The sequence below is a fragment of the Mucilaginibacter sp. NFX135 genome, from assembly GCF_048565145.1.
GTDB lineage: Bacteria > Bacteroidota > Bacteroidia > Sphingobacteriales > Sphingobacteriaceae > Mucilaginibacter.
Genome location: NZ_CP183412.1, coordinates 161,264 through 178,769 on the forward strand (window position 1 = coordinate 161,264; position 17,506 = coordinate 178,769).

Annotated in this window: 13 protein-coding genes; 3 read left to right on the forward strand and 10 right to left on the reverse strand. The window is 43.2% G+C overall.

What is annotated here, in order from left to right:
• Positions 1-273: 273 nt before the first annotated feature.
• Positions 274-3,165, reverse strand: coding sequence for an aminomethyl-transferring glycine dehydrogenase (gene gcvP, locus ACNURT_RS00700; protein ID WP_419700113.1), 2,892 nt, complete (start codon positions 3,163-3,165; stop codon positions 274-276).
• 280 nt (positions 3,166-3,445) lie between these two features.
• Complete coding sequence (locus tag ACNURT_RS00705) at positions 3,446-4,177, reverse strand: pyridoxine 5'-phosphate synthase (protein ID WP_419700114.1); 732 nt, start codon at positions 4,175-4,177, stop codon at positions 3,446-3,448.
• Between the two features lie 70 nt (positions 4,178-4,247).
• Between ACNURT_RS00705 and ACNURT_RS00710 the strand changes: the two genes are divergently transcribed.
• Both ACNURT_RS00710 and ACNURT_RS00715 read left to right on the forward strand, forming a co-directional pair.
• Entirely contained in the window at positions 4,248-4,769 is a 522-nt protein-coding gene (locus ACNURT_RS00710) for a hypothetical protein (protein ID WP_419700115.1), read from the forward strand.
• Positions 4,750-5,751 carry a polysaccharide deacetylase family protein gene (locus ACNURT_RS00715; protein WP_419700116.1) on the forward strand — a complete coding sequence of 334 codons (1,002 nt, stop codon included), beginning with the start codon at positions 4,750-4,752 and terminating at the stop codon, positions 5,749-5,751. The genes ACNURT_RS00710 and ACNURT_RS00715 overlap by 20 nt, the downstream gene beginning before the upstream one ends.
• 15 nt (positions 5,752-5,766) lie before the next feature.
• Here ACNURT_RS00715 and ACNURT_RS00720 read toward each other — a convergent pair whose 3' ends face one another.
• From ACNURT_RS00720 to ACNURT_RS00740, 5 genes are all read right to left on the reverse strand, one after another.
• Positions 5,767-6,762: a serine hydrolase domain-containing protein gene (locus ACNURT_RS00720; RefSeq protein ID WP_419700117.1), complete on the reverse strand. Its 996-nt coding sequence runs from the start codon at positions 6,760-6,762 to the stop codon at positions 5,767-5,769.
• Positions 6,763-6,932: 170 nt separating this feature from the next.
• On the reverse strand, positions 6,933-7,490 hold the full coding sequence (locus ACNURT_RS00725; protein ID WP_419700118.1) for an REP-associated tyrosine transposase: 558 nt from the start codon (positions 7,488-7,490) through the stop codon (positions 6,933-6,935).
• Between the two features lie 153 nt (positions 7,491-7,643).
• Positions 7,644-8,960, reverse strand: coding sequence for an adenosylhomocysteinase (ahcY, locus tag ACNURT_RS00730; RefSeq protein ID WP_419700119.1), 1,317 nt, complete (start codon positions 8,958-8,960; stop codon positions 7,644-7,646).
• 181 nt (positions 8,961-9,141) lie between these two features.
• On the reverse strand, positions 9,142-9,522 hold the full coding sequence (locus ACNURT_RS00735) for a bactofilin family protein (RefSeq protein ID WP_370998453.1): 381 nt from the start codon (positions 9,520-9,522) through the stop codon (positions 9,142-9,144).
• An 89-nt stretch (positions 9,523-9,611) separates the two neighbouring features.
• A complete protein-coding gene (locus ACNURT_RS00740; protein ID WP_419700120.1) occupies positions 9,612-10,475 on the reverse strand; it encodes a M23 family metallopeptidase in 864 nt (287 codons plus the stop codon).
• Positions 10,476-10,686: 211 nt separating this feature from the next.
• Here ACNURT_RS00740 and ACNURT_RS00745 point away from each other — a divergent pair, with 211 nt between their 5' ends.
• Complete coding sequence (locus ACNURT_RS00745) at positions 10,687-11,097, forward strand: BrxA/BrxB family bacilliredoxin (protein WP_370998467.1); 411 nt, start codon at positions 10,687-10,689, stop codon at positions 11,095-11,097.
• Positions 11,098-11,160: 63 nt separating this feature from the next.
• Here ACNURT_RS00745 and ACNURT_RS00750 read toward each other — a convergent pair whose 3' ends face one another.
• From ACNURT_RS00750 to ACNURT_RS00760, 3 genes are read right to left on the reverse strand one after another with little or no spacing between them, the layout of a single operon-like run.
• Positions 11,161-12,699 carry an alpha/beta hydrolase-fold protein gene (locus ACNURT_RS00750; RefSeq protein ID WP_419700121.1) on the reverse strand — a complete coding sequence of 513 codons (1,539 nt, stop codon included), beginning with the start codon at positions 12,697-12,699 and terminating at the stop codon, positions 11,161-11,163.
• A gap of 11 nt (positions 12,700-12,710) precedes the next feature.
• Positions 12,711-15,086, reverse strand: coding sequence for an ABC transporter permease (locus tag ACNURT_RS00755; protein ID WP_419700122.1), 2,376 nt, complete (start codon positions 15,084-15,086; stop codon positions 12,711-12,713).
• A gap of 45 nt (positions 15,087-15,131) precedes the next feature.
• Positions 15,132-17,504 (reverse strand): ABC transporter permease, encoded by a 2,373-nt coding sequence (locus ACNURT_RS00760; protein WP_419700123.1) that lies wholly within the window; start codon positions 17,502-17,504, stop codon positions 15,132-15,134.
• Positions 17,505-17,506 lie beyond the last annotated feature (2 nt).

A 17,506-nucleotide genomic window follows, 5' to 3' on the forward strand; every position in this document is an offset into this window, starting at 1 on the left:
AATGTCAGAAAAGAACACAGTGAATAAAATGACTAATCGCATATTAAATGATTAAAAAGAGAAGACGAGAAAGATGTGCAGATATGCAGATGTGCGAATGTGCAGATGAGCTTGAAGATGTGTGGATTCCAAATGTGTTGATGAAATCATTAATTCAATAAATCAATAATTCACTAATTAAATGTGCAGATGATCTTTAAACCACCTGCACATTTCTTTATTGTTCCTCATTTGCACATCCGCACATTTGAAATCCGCATATCTGCACATCTGTTACTCAATCACACTTTCTTCAAAGGCGTAATCTTCCAGCGGCGGACATGAACAGATCAGTGTCCGGTCGCCATGGGTATCATTAACCCTGCCTACAGATGGCCAGAATTTGTATGCGGCCACGTAAGGCAGCGGAAATGCCGCTTTTTGACGGGTATAGCTATGCTCCCATTCGTTGCCGGTAATAACGGCGGCGGTATGAGGTGCATTTTTTAAAGGGTTATCTGTTTTATCCGATACGCCTTCGGCAACATCGGTAATTTCATGGCGTATAGCGATCATCGCATCACAAAAACGGTCAAGCTCGTGCTTTGGCTCCGATTCAGTTGGCTCAACCATCACCGTACCCGCAACCGGGAAAGATACAGTTGGCGCGTGGAAACCATAATCCATCAAACGTTTAGCGATATCAGTTACCTCAATACCAAACGATTTAAATGAACGGCAATCCAGTATCATCTCATGCGCGCAACGACCATTGGCTCCGGTGTATAATACCGGAAAGTGATCCTGCAGGCGTGCTTTGATATAATTGGCGTTCAAAATCGCATAGCGTGTAGCATTGGTTAAACCATCAGCACCCATCATAGCGATATAAGCGTGTGATATGATCAGGATAGAAGCCGAACCCCATGGAGCTGCTGATACCGCGTGGATAGATTTTCCCCTGTCTATATCAACCACCGCATGACCTGGCAAATAAGGAACCAGGTGTTTGGCCACACCGATAGGGCCCATACCCGGACCACCACCACCATGTGGGATACAGAAAGTTTTGTGCAGGTTGAGGTGACAAACATCGGCACCAATATTAGCCGGACTTGTCAGACCAACTTGTGCGTTCATGTTGGCACCGTCCATATAAACCTGGCCGCCGTTCTGGTGTATAATATCGCAGATCTCGATGATCGACTCCTCAAATACCCCGTGGGTAGATGGGTAAGTAACCATTAAGCAGGAAAGTTCATCTTTATATTGCTCGGCACGGGCTTTCATATCAGCCACATCAATGTTACCGTTATCGTCGCATTTTACTACCACTATCTTCATACCGGCCATAGCTGCTGATGCAGGGTTGGTACCGTGTGCCGATGATGGGATTAAAGCGATGTTACGGTGATGATCGCCGCGGTCGTGATGATAAGCGCGGATCACCATCAAACCGGCGTATTCGCCCTGGGCACCAGCGTTTGGCTGCAAACTCATGGCCGCAAAGCCGGTGATCTCGCTCAGCCAGTTGTTGATCTCATCAAACAACTGCATATAACCGCCTACCTGGTCGGCAGGGGCAAATGGATGGATCTTACTAAACTCAGCCCAGGTAACCGGCACCATTTCGGTAGTGGCGTTCAGCTTCATAGTACATGAACCCAAAGCGATCATGGAATGGCAAAGCGAAAGATCTTTGGTCTCCAATGATTTGATATAACGCAGCATTTCATGTTCTGAATGGTGCGTATTGAATATGGCGTGCGTTAAATAAGCCGACTGACGTTGCAGATCAGCTGGGATAACCGTTTGCAGGTCAGCTTTCAGCTCATCGATATTAACATCGGTAAGTGATTTGCCTTTTACTTTGGCAAAAAACCTAACCAGGGTTTTAACATCTTCAACAGAAGTAGTTTCATCAAGCGAAATAGTAACCACCGAACCGTTATAGCTCAGGTTCATTTCGTTGTTTAAGGCCTCCGAGTGGATAGGACTGGCTAAGTGAGCAACATCAAACTTTAAGGTATCAAAGTATGATTCATTTAGTTGTTCGTAACCTAATTCGCCAAGGGCTTTGGCCAATAAAACAGTAAGGCCATGGATACGTTCGGCAATCAATTTAACCCCTTGCGGACCATGATATACCGCGTACATACCAGCCATAATAGCCAGTAAAGCCTGCGCAGTACAAATATTTGAAGTTGCTTTATCGCGGCGGATGTGCTGCTCGCGGGTTTGCAGCGCCATGCGCAGGGCATAGTTACCGGCGCTGTCAATAGTAACTCCGATGATACGGCCCGGGATAGAGCGTTTGTATTCTTCTTTAGTAGCAAAAAACGCGGCATGCGGTCCACCAAAGCCCATAGGTACGCCAAAACGTTGTGAAGAACCCACCACAATGTCGGCGCCCCATTCGCCCGGAGGCGTTAGTAATACCAGGCTCATGATATCGGCAACAACGGTTAATTTAATGCCTTTTTCATGCCCTTTGGCGGCAAAGTCGGTATAGTTGTAAACCGCGCCATTACCAGCCGGATACTGTACAATAGCGCCGAACATATTTTCGGTTAGCTCCACGGTACGGTGATCGCCTATCTGCAGTTCGATACCATAAGGTTCCGAACGGGTTTTTAAAATATCAATAGTTTGAGGGAACAGTTCCTCAGATACGAAGAACACATTGGCGTTGTTATTTTTACGCAGACTGTACTGCATAAACATCGCTTCGGCAGCGGCAGTACCTTCGTCCAATAACGAAGCATTGGCAATTTCCATCCCGGTAAGGTCGATGACCATGGTCTGGAAGTTAAGCAATGCCTGTAAACGACCTTGCGCAATCTCGGCCTGGTATGGCGTATACTGCGTGTACCAGCCCGGATTTTCCAGGATGTTGCGTTGAATTACACCAGGTACGATCACATCGTAATAACCTTTACCGATGTATGATTTAAAAACCTTGTTCTTGGAAGCGGTTTGCTTTAAAGTGTTCAGGTAATCAAATTCGCTTTTGGCAGGCGGTAAGTTAAGCGGAGCTTTCAGCCTGATCCTGTCAGGCACGGTTTGCGATATTAATTCATCCAGTGAATTTACACCGACAGTTTTTAACATTTTTGCCGTATCGGCTTCATTTGGAGCAATATGTCTCGACTGAAACTTCTCCTGGTAGTCTGCGTTCAACATCATGAATCAAGTGTCCCTCTAAATTTAGCGCAAAGGTACAGTTTTACAACATGAGTAACAATTCTCTAATATATTATTGACAAAGGATTTACAGGGGAGGAAGGGGATTTGGGAATTCGGATGTTGGATTTCGGATTTTTTCCTTTGAACTTTATCTGAACCGTGATTTATAGGATTACAAGATTGCCCTGATTCAAATCAACAAAATCCTTTAATCCTATCATCAGGAAAATCGAGGTTCAGATAAATCCGAAATCCAACATCCGAATTCCCAAATCAAAAATCACTCAATTTCCACCGGGACCAGTTGCCGCAGGTATTGTTGAATGGTGTTCTCCAGGCCGTAATAAAGCGCATCGCAAATGAGCGCGTGGCCTATGCTTACCTCCTGCAATCCGGGAACCAGCTCGGCAAAATATTTTAGGTTGTTCAGGTCAAGATCATGCCCGGCGTTGATGCCCAGGCCTGCGGCCTGTGCGGCTTCTGCAGCTTCAATATAGGGTGCAATAGCCAGTTCGCGACCCTGATGATAGTGCGTGGCGTAGCCTTCCGTGTATAGCTCAATGCGGTCGGTACCTGTTTTTGCGGCGCCTTCCACCATTTTTGCAATCGGGTCAACAAATATGGATACGCGGATCCCGGCCTCTTTAAAAACTGCTATCATATCTTTCAGGTAATGATAATTCGTGATGGTATCCCAGCCGTGGTTGGAGGTGATCTGTCCCAATACATCGGGCACCAGGGTCACCTGCTCGGGCTTGTTGGCCAGCACCAGGTCAATAAATTTTTGTTCCTGGCAATTCCCTTCAATATTAAACTCGGTGGTCACAATCCTTTTCAATTCAAAAACATCGTTATAGCGAATGTGTCTTTCGTCGGGACGGGGATGCACGGTGATACCCTGCGCGCCAAAACGCTCGCAATCTTTGGCAACCTGTATCAGGTTGGGGTTATTACCGCCGCGCGAATTGCGCAGGGTGGCTATTTTATTGATATTGACAGATAAGCGGGTCATGGTTCAAAGTTAATACATCCTTTATACAATAATAAACCTATTCTTATTTACTAAGTTTTATATTTAAGTTATGAAACTTAAACCTGTTATCATAGAAGTTATTATTCTTGCTGTTATTTATATAGCGACGTGGTTACTCATCCCTTTCTTAACCGCATTATGGGGAGGAAATGCCTCTCTCGATATTAATTTGCATGACACTTATTTTGTTATCGACCGGTCAGTTATCAATATTCCGATATTTTTAATGCTTACCACTCTCGTTTATTTGATTAAAGAAGGCTTTTATCGTTATAAAAAAAGATTGCAAAACCTAATATTGATAATCGCTAACTTTCTATTCCTTATCATAATATACCCGTTTTCTGCATTATTGAATATGATGCCTAAACCAGGCTGGACAGTTTATCCACCACTATCGGCCTTGCCAAAAGCAGAACCTTCTTATGAACAGAAAATGGAAAATACACTTTACGCTATTAAGCAGACGACCTTAATTGTGATCATTATTTTTATGCTGATATTGGTGATAACCGCTATACTTACAGGCAAAAATTGGAATTTGAATAAGCATGAACAAACCCCTTCTTAAATACCTGCTTGCTATATTGATCTTAGGCAGTCTACAACACAAAGCTGCCGCGCAAGCCAATTATCGCAAAATAGAAAACTACAAGCCTTTTTATGGCTGGGCGCATCATGCCCCGCAGGATTGGATGATACTGCGTCAGTTTGAGAACGAAGACAAAACCTACTACCTGCTGGTAAACCCGCAAAACCTGGTAACCAAAATTGATGAGCCCGGCTTTTACCAGGTGAAGCCCATGAGCATCACAGAAGCACGCGACTTTTTCAAAAGTACCCCTTACCAAAAAGCGTTGCGCAAAGCCGAAAAACAATCTGTAGCCCTGCAGGACGCGGGCATCGAACGCGGTATTCCCAAGGAAACTGGCATCAGTTTAACGGCCGATCTTTGTCCCTCCCACCGCCCGCTCGACAGGCGCATATTTACCGACATTTTTACAGAATTCCAGAAAGTAGAGCGCCCCGCACCTATCGCCCTCTCCGTTACCGGCGTTTGGATGCGCCAGCACCCGCAGGATCTGGAATGGCTCAAACAAATGCAGGCCAAACATGAGATCTATATCACCTGGATAAACCACTCCTTTAATCACCGGGTAAGCGCGAAAGCGCCGCTCAAAGAAAATTTTTTGCTGGAGCCTGGCACAGACATGAACTACGAGATACTGGAAACCGAAAAGGCCATGCTCAAGAATGGTCTGCTCCCATCAGTATTTTTCAGGTTCCCGGGTCTGGTATCGGACCAGCAACTGGTATATAAACTAACCGACTATGGCCTGATCCCCATTGGTACCGATGCCTGGCTGGCTAAAGGGCAGCAACCGCAGGCGGGCAGTATCGTGCTCATCCACGGCAATGGCAATGAACCTACCGGTGTAAATGATTTTATCAAATTATTAAAATCAGAAGCAGGCTCCATCGCCAAAAAACAATGGCTGCTATATGATTTAAGGGAAAGCATGGAGGATGAGTTTAGCCCCCCTGCCCCCTGAAGGGGGAGCTTTTGATCAATCTTTCAACTGCTTAAACAGTTCAGGAAAAAGTCTGCCGGTGATCAAGGCCGCTTCTTTAATGGCAGTGGCATCGGCAACATTGGAGTTGGTCATGATCACTGCTTTTAAGGATGGGATTACAAACATAAATTGTCCTCCCCAACCCAGGGCGTAGGTTATTTCTGTCCCCTGGTAATCGGCATGATACCAGCATAAGCCGTACACCGAATTATCCAGCCCCCATGTTGTTTTGTAGGTGACTTCTGGGTTGATGATGGAGGCTATCCATTTGGCCGGGATGATTTGCCGGTTATCGTAAACTCCTTTATTTAATACGAGGTTACCCAGTTTCAGCATATCAACAGAGCGCAGACGGATACTTAATAATCCGCAGCCATCATAATAGCCATCGTTCATTTTTTTCCAGTCGAACGTGGTAATACCCAGGGGATCGAACAGGAACTTTTTGGCAAATGCGCGTGTATCCATTCCCGTGCTTTTGGTAAGGATGACGGATAACAAATGCGTAGCCGCGTTATTGTACCGAAATACCTTGCCCGGCTCCGACACCAGCGGTGCTTTGATCACATAACCCGATGGATCAGGAATGTTCAGCAAGGCGCCCACATTAACACCTTCGTGATAAAAACCGGAGGCCTGGTTCATGACCTGGCGGATGGTGATATCCTGTTTCCGTTTATCGGTATCCATTTTTAGCTCAGGAAAAAAATCGGTAAGCTTTTCATCTACCGATCTGATATAGCCTTTATCAATAGCGATACCGATGAGTAAAGCAGTTACACTTTTGGTAAGCGACTGATCATTAAACAAAGTGGTGCTATCCTGCCCGTTAAAATACTGCTGGTAGATGATCTTATCGTTCTTTGAAATGACCAGCGAATATAGGAGGGGATTGTTTTTGATATACCCCGTGGTATCAATATGGATTTGGGCAAAGCTTTGAACATAACTGATAAAGCACAAGACCAAAAGTATCGCGATTCTTTTCATAGATTAAAGGTAAGCACGGATCTATGTAGTCGATTTTTCTTTTTGACGAATGGGATAAGACTTTTGACAAGTGGGAGATAAAAAGTATATCCAACTTTCTCTGGCGCAAGTCTTGTGCGGTTGCCAGTGCGGGGATGACTTGTGACTATCAGACAAGATTCCCTCTCTTATCAATACAAAAGCTCAACGTCCATCAATACTCCACCCTTCTCCATATAGTTACTCGCATTACTATAAATATAAGCGGAAGCCTCAGTAACCCACCCAGCTTTAACTGGATTTTGATGGATATAATCCAATTTTTGAGTAAAAATGTTTAAATGCGGATGAAGCTCAATAGGATGATTGTCTTGCTGCCAAAACTGATAGTGCGTATTATTCCCGTTTGCTTTGCCAGCATCAGATAAAAGATGAAGCATCCATTGTTTTCTGCTTTCTGTTGGATTCTCTATAATTTCACGAATTAACCGTACAGATGAAAACTTTTTCATATCACGCATAATTGCGGATAACTCCTGTTTTCCTTTGCTACTTATGATCATATGAACATGATTGCTCATAATCACATAACCATGAATAGACAACCCTTTTTCTTTTATACAATATCGAAAACTATCAAGCAATAGATCCTTATACACATTGCGTGTAAATACGTCTATCCAACCGACTACGGCAAAAGTCACAAAATAAATGGCTTCGGGATTTGCGAATTTGTATTTAATGCTCACTTATTAAAATTACATAAAATGGCGTAGAAGCACAAGTCATCAACCCACGATCAGCCGCACAAGACTTGCGCTAAACTTGAGATAAAAAGTGTATCCAACAAAAAAGGCATGATCCGAAAACCATGCCTTTTGACTTTTTATTTTGACTTTGACTTAGTACCTGTAGTACTCAGGTTTAAACGGACCTTCAACAGTTACGCCAATGTATTCTGCCTGATCCTGGTCAAGTACTTCCAGCTCCACACCAATTTTGGCCAGGTGTAAGCGGGCAACTTTTTCGTCCAGATGTTTTGGCAGGGTGTATACTTTGTTTTCGTATGCGGCTCCATTTGTCCAAAGCTCTAACTGGGCTAAAGTTTGGTTGGTAAACGAGTTACTCATTACAAAGCTTGGGTGACCGGTTGCACAACCCAGATTCACTAAGCGGCCTTCGGCCAGCACAATAACATCTTTACCGTTAATGGTATATTTATCAACCTGTGGCTTAATTTCAATTTTGGTATTACCGTAGGCACCGTTTAACCAGGCCATATCGATCTCATTATCAAAGTGACCGATGTTACAAACAATGGCTTTATCTTTCAAAGCACGGAAATGCGGCTCACGAACGATGTTTTTGTTACCGGTACAGGTAACTACGATATCAGCCTCGGCAATAGCGGTTGAAAGTTTTTTCACTTCAAAGCCTTCCATAGCTGCCTGTAATGCGCAGATAGGGTCAATTTCGGTAACAATAACACGCACACCAGCGTTACGTAAGCTATCGGCAGAACCTTTACCTACGTCGCCATAACCGCAAACAACAGCCACTTTACCGGCCATCATCACATCGGTAGCACGGCGGATAGCGTCAACCAATGATTCACGGCAACCGTATTTATTATCAAATTTTGATTTGGTAACCGAATCGTTCACGTTGATAGCAGGCATTGGTAATGTACCGGCCTTAACACGCTCATATAAACGGTGAACACCAGTAGTGGTTTCTTCTGATAGACCTCTGATATCGCCGATCAGCTCAGGGTACTTATCAAGCACCATGTTGGTTAAGTCACCACCATCATCCAGGATCATGTTCAGTGGTTTGCGGTCTTCGCCAAAATATAAGGTTTGCTCAATACACCAGTCAAACTCTTCGGCATTCATACCTTTCCAGGCATAAACAGAAATACCGGCAGCGGCGATTGCAGCAGCGGCATGATCCTGGGTTGAGAATATATTGCATGAAGACCAGGTAACTTCGGCGCCAAGGGCAATTAAGGTTTCAATTAAAACAGCGGTTTGGATGGTCATGTGCAAACAGCCTGCAATACGGGCGCCTTTTAAAGGCTGCGACGGGCCATATTCTTTGCGCAGAGCCATCAGACCTGGCATTTCGGCCTCGGCCAGCTCAATTTCCTTGCGGCCCCATTCGGCCAGTGAAAGGTCTTTTACTTTGTATTTAACGAATGCAGTTTCTACTGATGACATAACATTTCGGGTTTTTATGAGGCACAAAAATAACTCATAAAAACATCAAAATGAAATGACGGGTTGAGCAGATGAAATTAGTTGCCATAGGATAATTGGACGTTGCAGATAATAAGTGTGACGTATTATCTTTACCGTCCGAGAAAAAACGTAAAACGTATCACATCCAACGTAAAACCTATTACGCCCCCAAAAGTTTTTTATCGCCTTGTTGCATGGTGAGCTTGCCGTTGTACACGCCACCGGTTTCAACCAACAGGGTTTGCGTTTTTATTTCGCCGGTAATTTTGCCTGTGGCTTTTATCTCGAGCGAATCGGTTTGGATGTCACCCAGAACTGTTCCGTATACAACAATTTCTTTGGTTAGGATATTTCCGCTGATCACGCCTTTTTCGCCCAGGATCAATCCTTCGTCAATGGTCACGTTTCCATTTACCTGACCATCAATACGGACAAAAGCTGGAGCTTTAAGGTTACCATCTAAAATACCGCCATCACCAATCAGCGTGGAGATAGCCTGAAGATCAAGCGCAACTTTGTCTTTTTTTCCGAAAATAGCCATCGTTATTTAATGAATTGGTGAGTAGTGAGCAGTGAATGGAGAGTGGTGAATGAAAACTACTCACTACTATCTATTCACTACTCACCAATTTATTTATTAAGCGTTAAAAAATTAACGGGATTAATTGGTTTGCCATTTTTGCGTACTTCGTAATGCAGGTGTGCGCCGGTGGAATGACCAGTAGAGCCAACAAGGCCTATCTCGTCCCCTACACTTACTTCCTGACCTACTTTTACTTTGATCTTTGACAGGTGGCCATATACAGTCTCCAGGTTATTGATATGCGCAATGCGGATGCAATTGCCATAACCACCGCTCCAGCCTGCAAAAACTACTTTACCGCTTGCGGTGCATTTTACTTCATCACCTTTGTGCCCTTTAAAATCGATGCCTGGATGAAACTCGGCATGACCATCATCGAAAGGATCATTGCGGTAGCCAAAAAATGAAGTAAAAGAGCTTATACGCGGGTATCCCATCGGCGTAAAGGCGATGGTACCCACCAAACGGTTCAAGTAATCGTTATACAAAGAATATACTTCCTTATCACTTAGTTTTTTACCCTCGGCATTATTATCACCGCCAACACTATTGGTTGCAAAGCCTTTCAGGCCCCGGCGTTTTAAATAACTGTTAATGGTTTTTAACTTTCCCTCAATAGCCTGAATGTATGATTGGGCGCTGCCTTCTTTCCCTTCGACAGATACAACCGGAACGGCTCCCTTTAATTTTACTATCTGCGCCAGTAACTGTTGTTTTTCCTGTTCCTGCCTGGTATTTTGTGCTCTTAAATAAATCACCAAACCTACCAACACTACCACAACACTCAGTGTGCTATACACATAGTGCCGTATTCTGTTCAAATGTTTGGTTTTTATTTGTACCGATTTGGTATGCTGATGGTTCTTGCTAATAATAACAACCGTACTAATCTCAGAAGGTTTTTTGTTCATCCAATTCATTACTTAGGGTACGCAATATACTTATTACTATTTATAAATCAACCCCTGCTTTGAATAAAACAATAACTAATAAGCAATTAACGGTTGTGCTTTTTGACGCGTTCATCGTCAGCAAAGTGTTATTATTGTGTTTTTTACATATAAGCTGCCAATCATTTATTATTTTTGTTTGAAGTAAATTTTAGTGTAAACAAAAAACATGATGTATCCGGAATATTTAGTTGCCCCAATGCGGGAAGATTTGACAAGAGTTGGCTTTGAGGAGCTTAAGGATGCCGATGCTGTAAAGCATGCTATTGAAAGCGAAGGCACTGTATTTGTAATGGTAAATTCGGTTTGTGGTTGTGCAGCAGCCAACGCACGCCCTGCAGCCAGAATCGCGGCAGCCAATGAAAAACACCCTGACAAACTGGTAACTGTTTTTGCAGGTATGGAAAAAGAGGCTGTTGATGCCGCCCGTAACTACATGCTGCCATATCCTCCATCATCACCAGCTATGGCTTTATTTAAAGATGGCAAACTGGTACATATTATTGAGCGCCATCAAATTGAAGGTCGCCCGGCACAAATGATTGCCGATAACCTGATTGGCGCATTTGAACAATATTGCTAATTAAGCTCAAGGCTTAAAGCAAAAAGCTGAAAGGATGATCAACTCCTTTCAGCTTTTTTGTTTCTATTGATGGTGGTACTGCAACTCAAAAGGCACCGAAATAAGCTTTTTAATATCGGAAATGCCGGGTGTGAGGTAAAGTAGGTCCAGATCAGCGTCTCCTTCTTTCTGGAAGTACTCCACCCGGATAGGATAAAAGCCCTTCTTTAATGGCGCTATATATGATCTGGCTCCATCACCACCATGTAATCCATCATAGTCAATCACCAACTGGTTGTTAATGTAAAATCTTGAGCCATCATCAGAAACCAGCGCAAAAAAATAATAGCCATCTTCTTTTATTTGCAGCCAGCCATTAATAAGCAGGGCAAAGTTATTTTTGGCAGGAAGTTTATTGAGTTTGAAAGCTGTATCTGTAAGCCCCGATTTAAGGGGCTTTAATTTACTAAAATCGGGTAGTTTATCCCATTTACCCTCATAATAAGCATAATGAAAGCCACCCGGTATTGAATTTTTCACCTTCGAAAGGCCAGGCAGATAGGTTCCTTCTTTAAATTCGGCGATACTGGAAATATCATACTTACCATTATTCGAAAACCTTTTTGCAATTAGTTTGCCCGGCGCTGATAAAGTAAACTCCTTTCTTATTTTTTCAGATGCTAAAGTAGGTTCCGTGCCATCGGTAGTATATCTTACATTTGATGAATCGCCAAAAAACCACATTTTAATCGGCTTATTCTTTAAGAAGATCCCATTTGTTGGATGAATTGTGGGGCCTTGGGCGCCATACCCCTTGTAGATAAATTTCAACCCGTCGTGCGTGAGCTTTAGTCGTACTGAGCTATGCGTTTCATCAGGATACATCATTGTTTTCCAGGTAAAACCTGCGGGGGCCATTTTTTTTAGTATGGTATCCATGGTATCAATCTTCATACTTTTACCGTCTTCACTATCACGGCCGCCCATAAAAAGGGTGGTATTTAAACCGGCTAAAGCAGGTAATTTACCGGCGGCCATTTTGGGCAGATAAACCTTATCCCACCAAAGACTGGGATCAGCCGCGATATATGATTTAAAAGTTTTGGGTTCATTTAACAGCGCGTATACTACAAATAAGCCACCCAATGAATGCCCCCAGAGTGTATTATTACCATTGGAGGGGTATGTTTTATTAACATGGGGGATCAATTCATTTTTAAGAAAACTCAGGAAGTTATCTGCCCCGCCCGAAGTTTTCCAATCATCCGCATGAGTTGGTGTAAAATCTTTGATGCGATCGACATTTAAAACGCTGACAATGATGATTGGAGGCACATAAGGTTCTCCTTCTAAAAAACTCTGGAGCTGAAGGATCAAGCCTGTATTCCAGTTGCCGCCATCAAGTACATACAGTACATCATATTTATCGGTACTGCCTGGTTTGTAATTAGCAGGAGTAAATACTTGTATCAACCTTTTTTGTTTTAATACGCCTGAGTTTATGGAGTCGAGCTTCCCGTGATAGGTTTTCGTGACAACGGTATCCTGAGCTTTGGCCTGATTAATCAAGCTGCCGATCATGAATATGAACAGTATCAGGAAAAGGTAGATTTTATTTTTCATTTGAAGGATCATTACTCCGTTTTTAAACTCTTTATCGGGTTGATCAATGCTGCCTTAACCGCCTGAAAGCTTACGGTAACGAGGGCGATGAAGACGATGATAACTCCCGACAAGGCAAACATCCACCATTGCACCGGCGTGCGGTAGGCAAAGCCCTGTAGCCACTTGACTGCAGCATACCATGCAATAGGCGATGCAATAAGCAGGGCGATAACTACCAATATCAAAAACTCTGATGATAATAAAGTAAACAATGAACTGATACTGGCGCCCAGCACTTTGCGGATCCCGATCTCTTTAACCCGTTGTTCAGCCGTAAACATGGCCAAGCCAAGCAGACCCAGGCAAGAAATAAATACAGCCAGGAAAGCAAATCCATTTGATAATTTACCAACTATCTGCTCATTTTGGTATAATTTCTGATATTCCTGATCCGAAAAATTATAGGTGAACGGGAATGCGGGATTTAGCTGGCGGCATAGTTTTTCCATACCGGCCAATGCCTCCCGGGTTTTGCCGGGCTGGGTTCTTACCAATATACTTCCATAGGTTTCATGTTCTCTCAATCTTAATATTAACGGCCGTATTTCATCATGCATCGAGTTAAAATGAAAATCTTTTATTAAGCCCACTATCTTTCCACGGTTTCCCCAAAAAGTAAGTGGTTGACCTATGGGATCTTTATAACCTATCCTTTTCAGAGCCGCCTCGTTCAGTATGTAACCAACTGAATCCGTTGGGTAATCCTTTGAAAAATCACGACCCGAAAGCACTTTCAGCTTCATGGTTTTCACAAAATCATAACCTACAGAAGCCTGGGTAAATTGAACATTTACAGTTGTATCTTTCCCTATCCAATTTACCCCGCCCGTGCTATTTTGGATGTTGGTGGGTTCGATACTGATACGGGTTACCGATTGGATCCCGGGCATGCGTAAAGCTTCTTCCTTAAATAGGTTGTATTTAGGCAGCAGGTCGCCTTCAAGCCGTATGTAAACCATGTTTTCGCGGTCATATCCCAGATTCTTTGACTGGATATAATTCATCTGCCGCGAAATAACAATGGTGCCGGTAATGAGTATTACCGACAGCACAAACTGAAATACGACCAGGCCTTTGCGGAAAAGCGTTGTGCCTGCATCTAACTTCAAAGTGCCTTTTAAAACCCTCACCGGGTTAAATGACGATAAAAACAGAGCCGGATAGCTGCCTGATACCAGCCCGGTTATTAAGGTGATCAGCCCTAATTTAACCCAAAACGAGATTTGACTAAAAGGTAGTTCTATTTGTTTTTGAGTAACCTGGTTAAATATAGGGAGCAACAGCACCAGCAATAACAAGGCTATGCCCACCGAGATGGTAGTGATCAATAACGACTCACTGATAAATTGCTGGATTAAAACCCAGCGCTCGGCGCCTACTACCTTACGTACACCAATTTCCTTAGCCCGCTTAACCGACCGGGCTGTGGTTAGGTTCATAAAATTAATGCAAGCTATCAGTAAAATAAATATGGCAACAATGCTAAAAATGCGCACATATTCTATGCGGCCGCCTACAAATTTATCCCCTTCAAAGGTACCATGCAGGTACCCTTCATCATAACGCTGTATGCCAAGGTCAATAAGAAAAGTTGATGTTTTGCGATTGGTGCCGTCATAGGTATCCAAAAAATGTGCTATCTTTTTTTCGAAGGCAGCGGGGTTAACATTGGGCTTCAACAGCACAAAAGTGGCAGGGCCTTGATTGCCCCATTCCCTTGCCCAGGCATTCTCATCCAGAAAAGTATACCAGTTAATCAGGTAATCGAATTTTTGCGAAGAGTTTTTAGGCAGGTCTTCAAATACGGCGGTTACCGTAAAATTCTTATGGTTTTCATAGCGTATAGTTTTACCAATAGCTACTTCCGGGCTGCCAAAAAAACGGTTGGCCATTCTTCGGGAGATAGATAAACTTACTGGTGAGCTTAATGCAGTTTGCGTATTACCCTGCAGCAATTTAATGCTGAAGACCTTAAAGTAATCAGCGCTCGCCGATGAACCTTGCTGTTTTATTATTTCGTCTCCAACTTGAAATGTATTCCACTGATCAAAACCAAAACTCACTGCATACTCTACTTCGGGCAACACCTTTTTCATCTGTTCAGCAGTCGGACCCGGGGTATTATAAGAGCCATGCATCTTATGATCAAAGTTCTGATGCTCATATATCGAGTACAAACGCGAACGGTTTTTAAGAAAACCATCTACACTCAATTCATTCTGTACCCATAGCAAAATAAGCAGACTGCATACTAAACCCACCGATAAACCGGCCACATTAATAAAAGTGTGCGCCTTGTTCCTGGCGATGTTGCGCAAGGCAATTTTTAAATAGCTCTTTAACATGTTGTACGTTTTAAGTTGTACGGGATATATTTTTGCTTTTAGCTTTTATTCGCTTCTTAAACTCTTTATAGGATTAACAAGAGCAGCTTTAATGGCTTGAAAACTAACTGTTATCATGGCTACCATGATAATAATACCACCTGCCATACCAAACATCCACCACTGCATGGGTGTACGATAAGCAAACGCCTGTAGCCATTTGCTCATACTATACCAGGATACCGGTAATGCAATTAATAAAGCAATAAGCACCAACACCAAAAACTCCATTGATAATAACGTAAGCAATGAACTTACGCTGGCACCCAGCACTTTGCGGATGCCGATCTCTTTTAAACGTTGTTCTGCCGTAAACATGGCCAACCCTAACAACCCCAAACATGATATAAATATGGCCAGAAAAGCAAACGCGTTTGAGAGTTTGGTTACGATCTGTTCATTCTGATATAATTTCTGATATTCCTGATCTGAAAAATTATAAGTAAACGGAAACGCAGGATTAATTTGCTTACACAAAGCTTCCAATCCTGCCAGCGCCTCGCGGGTTTTACCGGGCTGCGTTTTTACCAAAACGTTACCATACTTTTCGTCCTCACGAAGGCGGATCACCAATGGTTTGATCTGCTCATGCATGGAAGTAAAATGAAAATCTTTGATCACCCCAACAATAACCCCTTTTTTATCCCAAAAAGTGAGTGGTTTGCCTATAGGATCGGCATATTTTATTCTTTTTAAAGCGGACTCATTGATCAGGTATCCTATCGAGTCGGTTGCAAAGGCCTTTGAAAAATCGCGCCCGGATGCCATTTTTAATTTCATGGTTTTAGCAAAATCATAGCCAACTGAAACCTGCGTAAACTGTATAATTACATTTGGGTCTTTACCGGGCCAGCTAACGTCGCCTGTCCAGTTTTGAATATTTGTTGGGGTATTACTGATGCGGGTAACCGATTGTATCCCGGGTAAGTTCAAAGCTTCGTCCTTAAAGGTGGTATATTTATTTATAAGCTCACCACTCATGGGTATATATATGAGGTTCTCGCGGTCATATCCCAGGTTTTTCGATTGGATATAGGCCATTTGCCTGGAAACAATAATAGTAGCGGTTATCAGGATTACCGATAGCGCGAACTGAAATATAACCAGGCCTTTGCGAAACAGCGTGGCACCTGAATCTAATTTCATAGTCCCTTTTAAAACCTTCACAGGGTTAAACGACGATAGGAATAAAGCAGGATAGCTACCTGATATTAAACCCGTAATTAAAGTGATCCCGGCCAGCTTTAGCCAAAACAAGGGCTGCTGAAACGGCAATGCTATTTCTTTATGTGTAACTTGATTAAATACTGGTAATGAAAGCGTTAGCAGCACTAATGCAACCACTACGGCCAGCGAAGTAATCATTAACGATTCGCCGATGAATTGCTTGATCAAAACCGGGCGAACGGCGCCCACTACTTTCCGCACGCCAATTTCGCGGGCGCGCTTTACCGACCTTGCCGTGGTGAGGTTCATAAAATTGATACAGGCTATCAATAAAATAAAAATAGCGACAATAGTAAACAAACGCACATATTCTATACGACCGCCCCGGGGTTTCCCGCTTTCAAAATTGCCGTGCAGATAGCCATCGCCAAAGCGTTGCAGGCCTAATTCTTCGGTAAAAGTGCCTTTCTTTTGGCTTTTGTTTAAGTTATCTAAAAAGTGCGCTACCTTTTTTTCAACCACATCCGGATTAGCGTCAGCACGCAGCATAATAACTGTGGCCGGCCCGTTATTACCCCAGCTTTTGGCCCATTGGTTCTCTTCTATATAATTATACCAGTTCAGGAGGTAATCATATTTCTGGGAGGCGGTATTGGGCAGATCTTCATATACGCCGGTAACGGTAAAGTTTTTCCGGTTATCGTAACGGATAGTTTTACCTATAGCGGCTTCCGGGCTGCCAAAAAACGCACTGGCCATTTTGCGGGATATAGCCAGACTTACCGGCGAACTTAAAGCTGTTTGCGCATTCCCCTGTAAGAGAGGGATACTGAACATTTTAAAGCAATCGGTGCCGGCATCGGTGCCATTCATCTTTAATACTTTATCACCCACCTGAAAGGTATTTTCTTCTCCGTAACTGATCCCGGTGCTAGCTTCAATCTCCGGAATCTGTTTTTTTAATTCTTCTGGCAGCAATCCCGGCGTGCTGTACTGGCCCTCTACCTTATTATCAACATATTGCGTTTCATATACCGAATACAAGCGCTTGCCATTAACATGATACTGATCGATACTCAATTCGTTTTGCACCCACAATAAAATGAGCAGGCTGCAAGCCAACCCTACCGACAAACCCGCGATATTAATAAAACTATGCGCCTTATTCTTAATCAGGTTTCGCCATGCAATTTTTAAATAATTCTTTAACATGA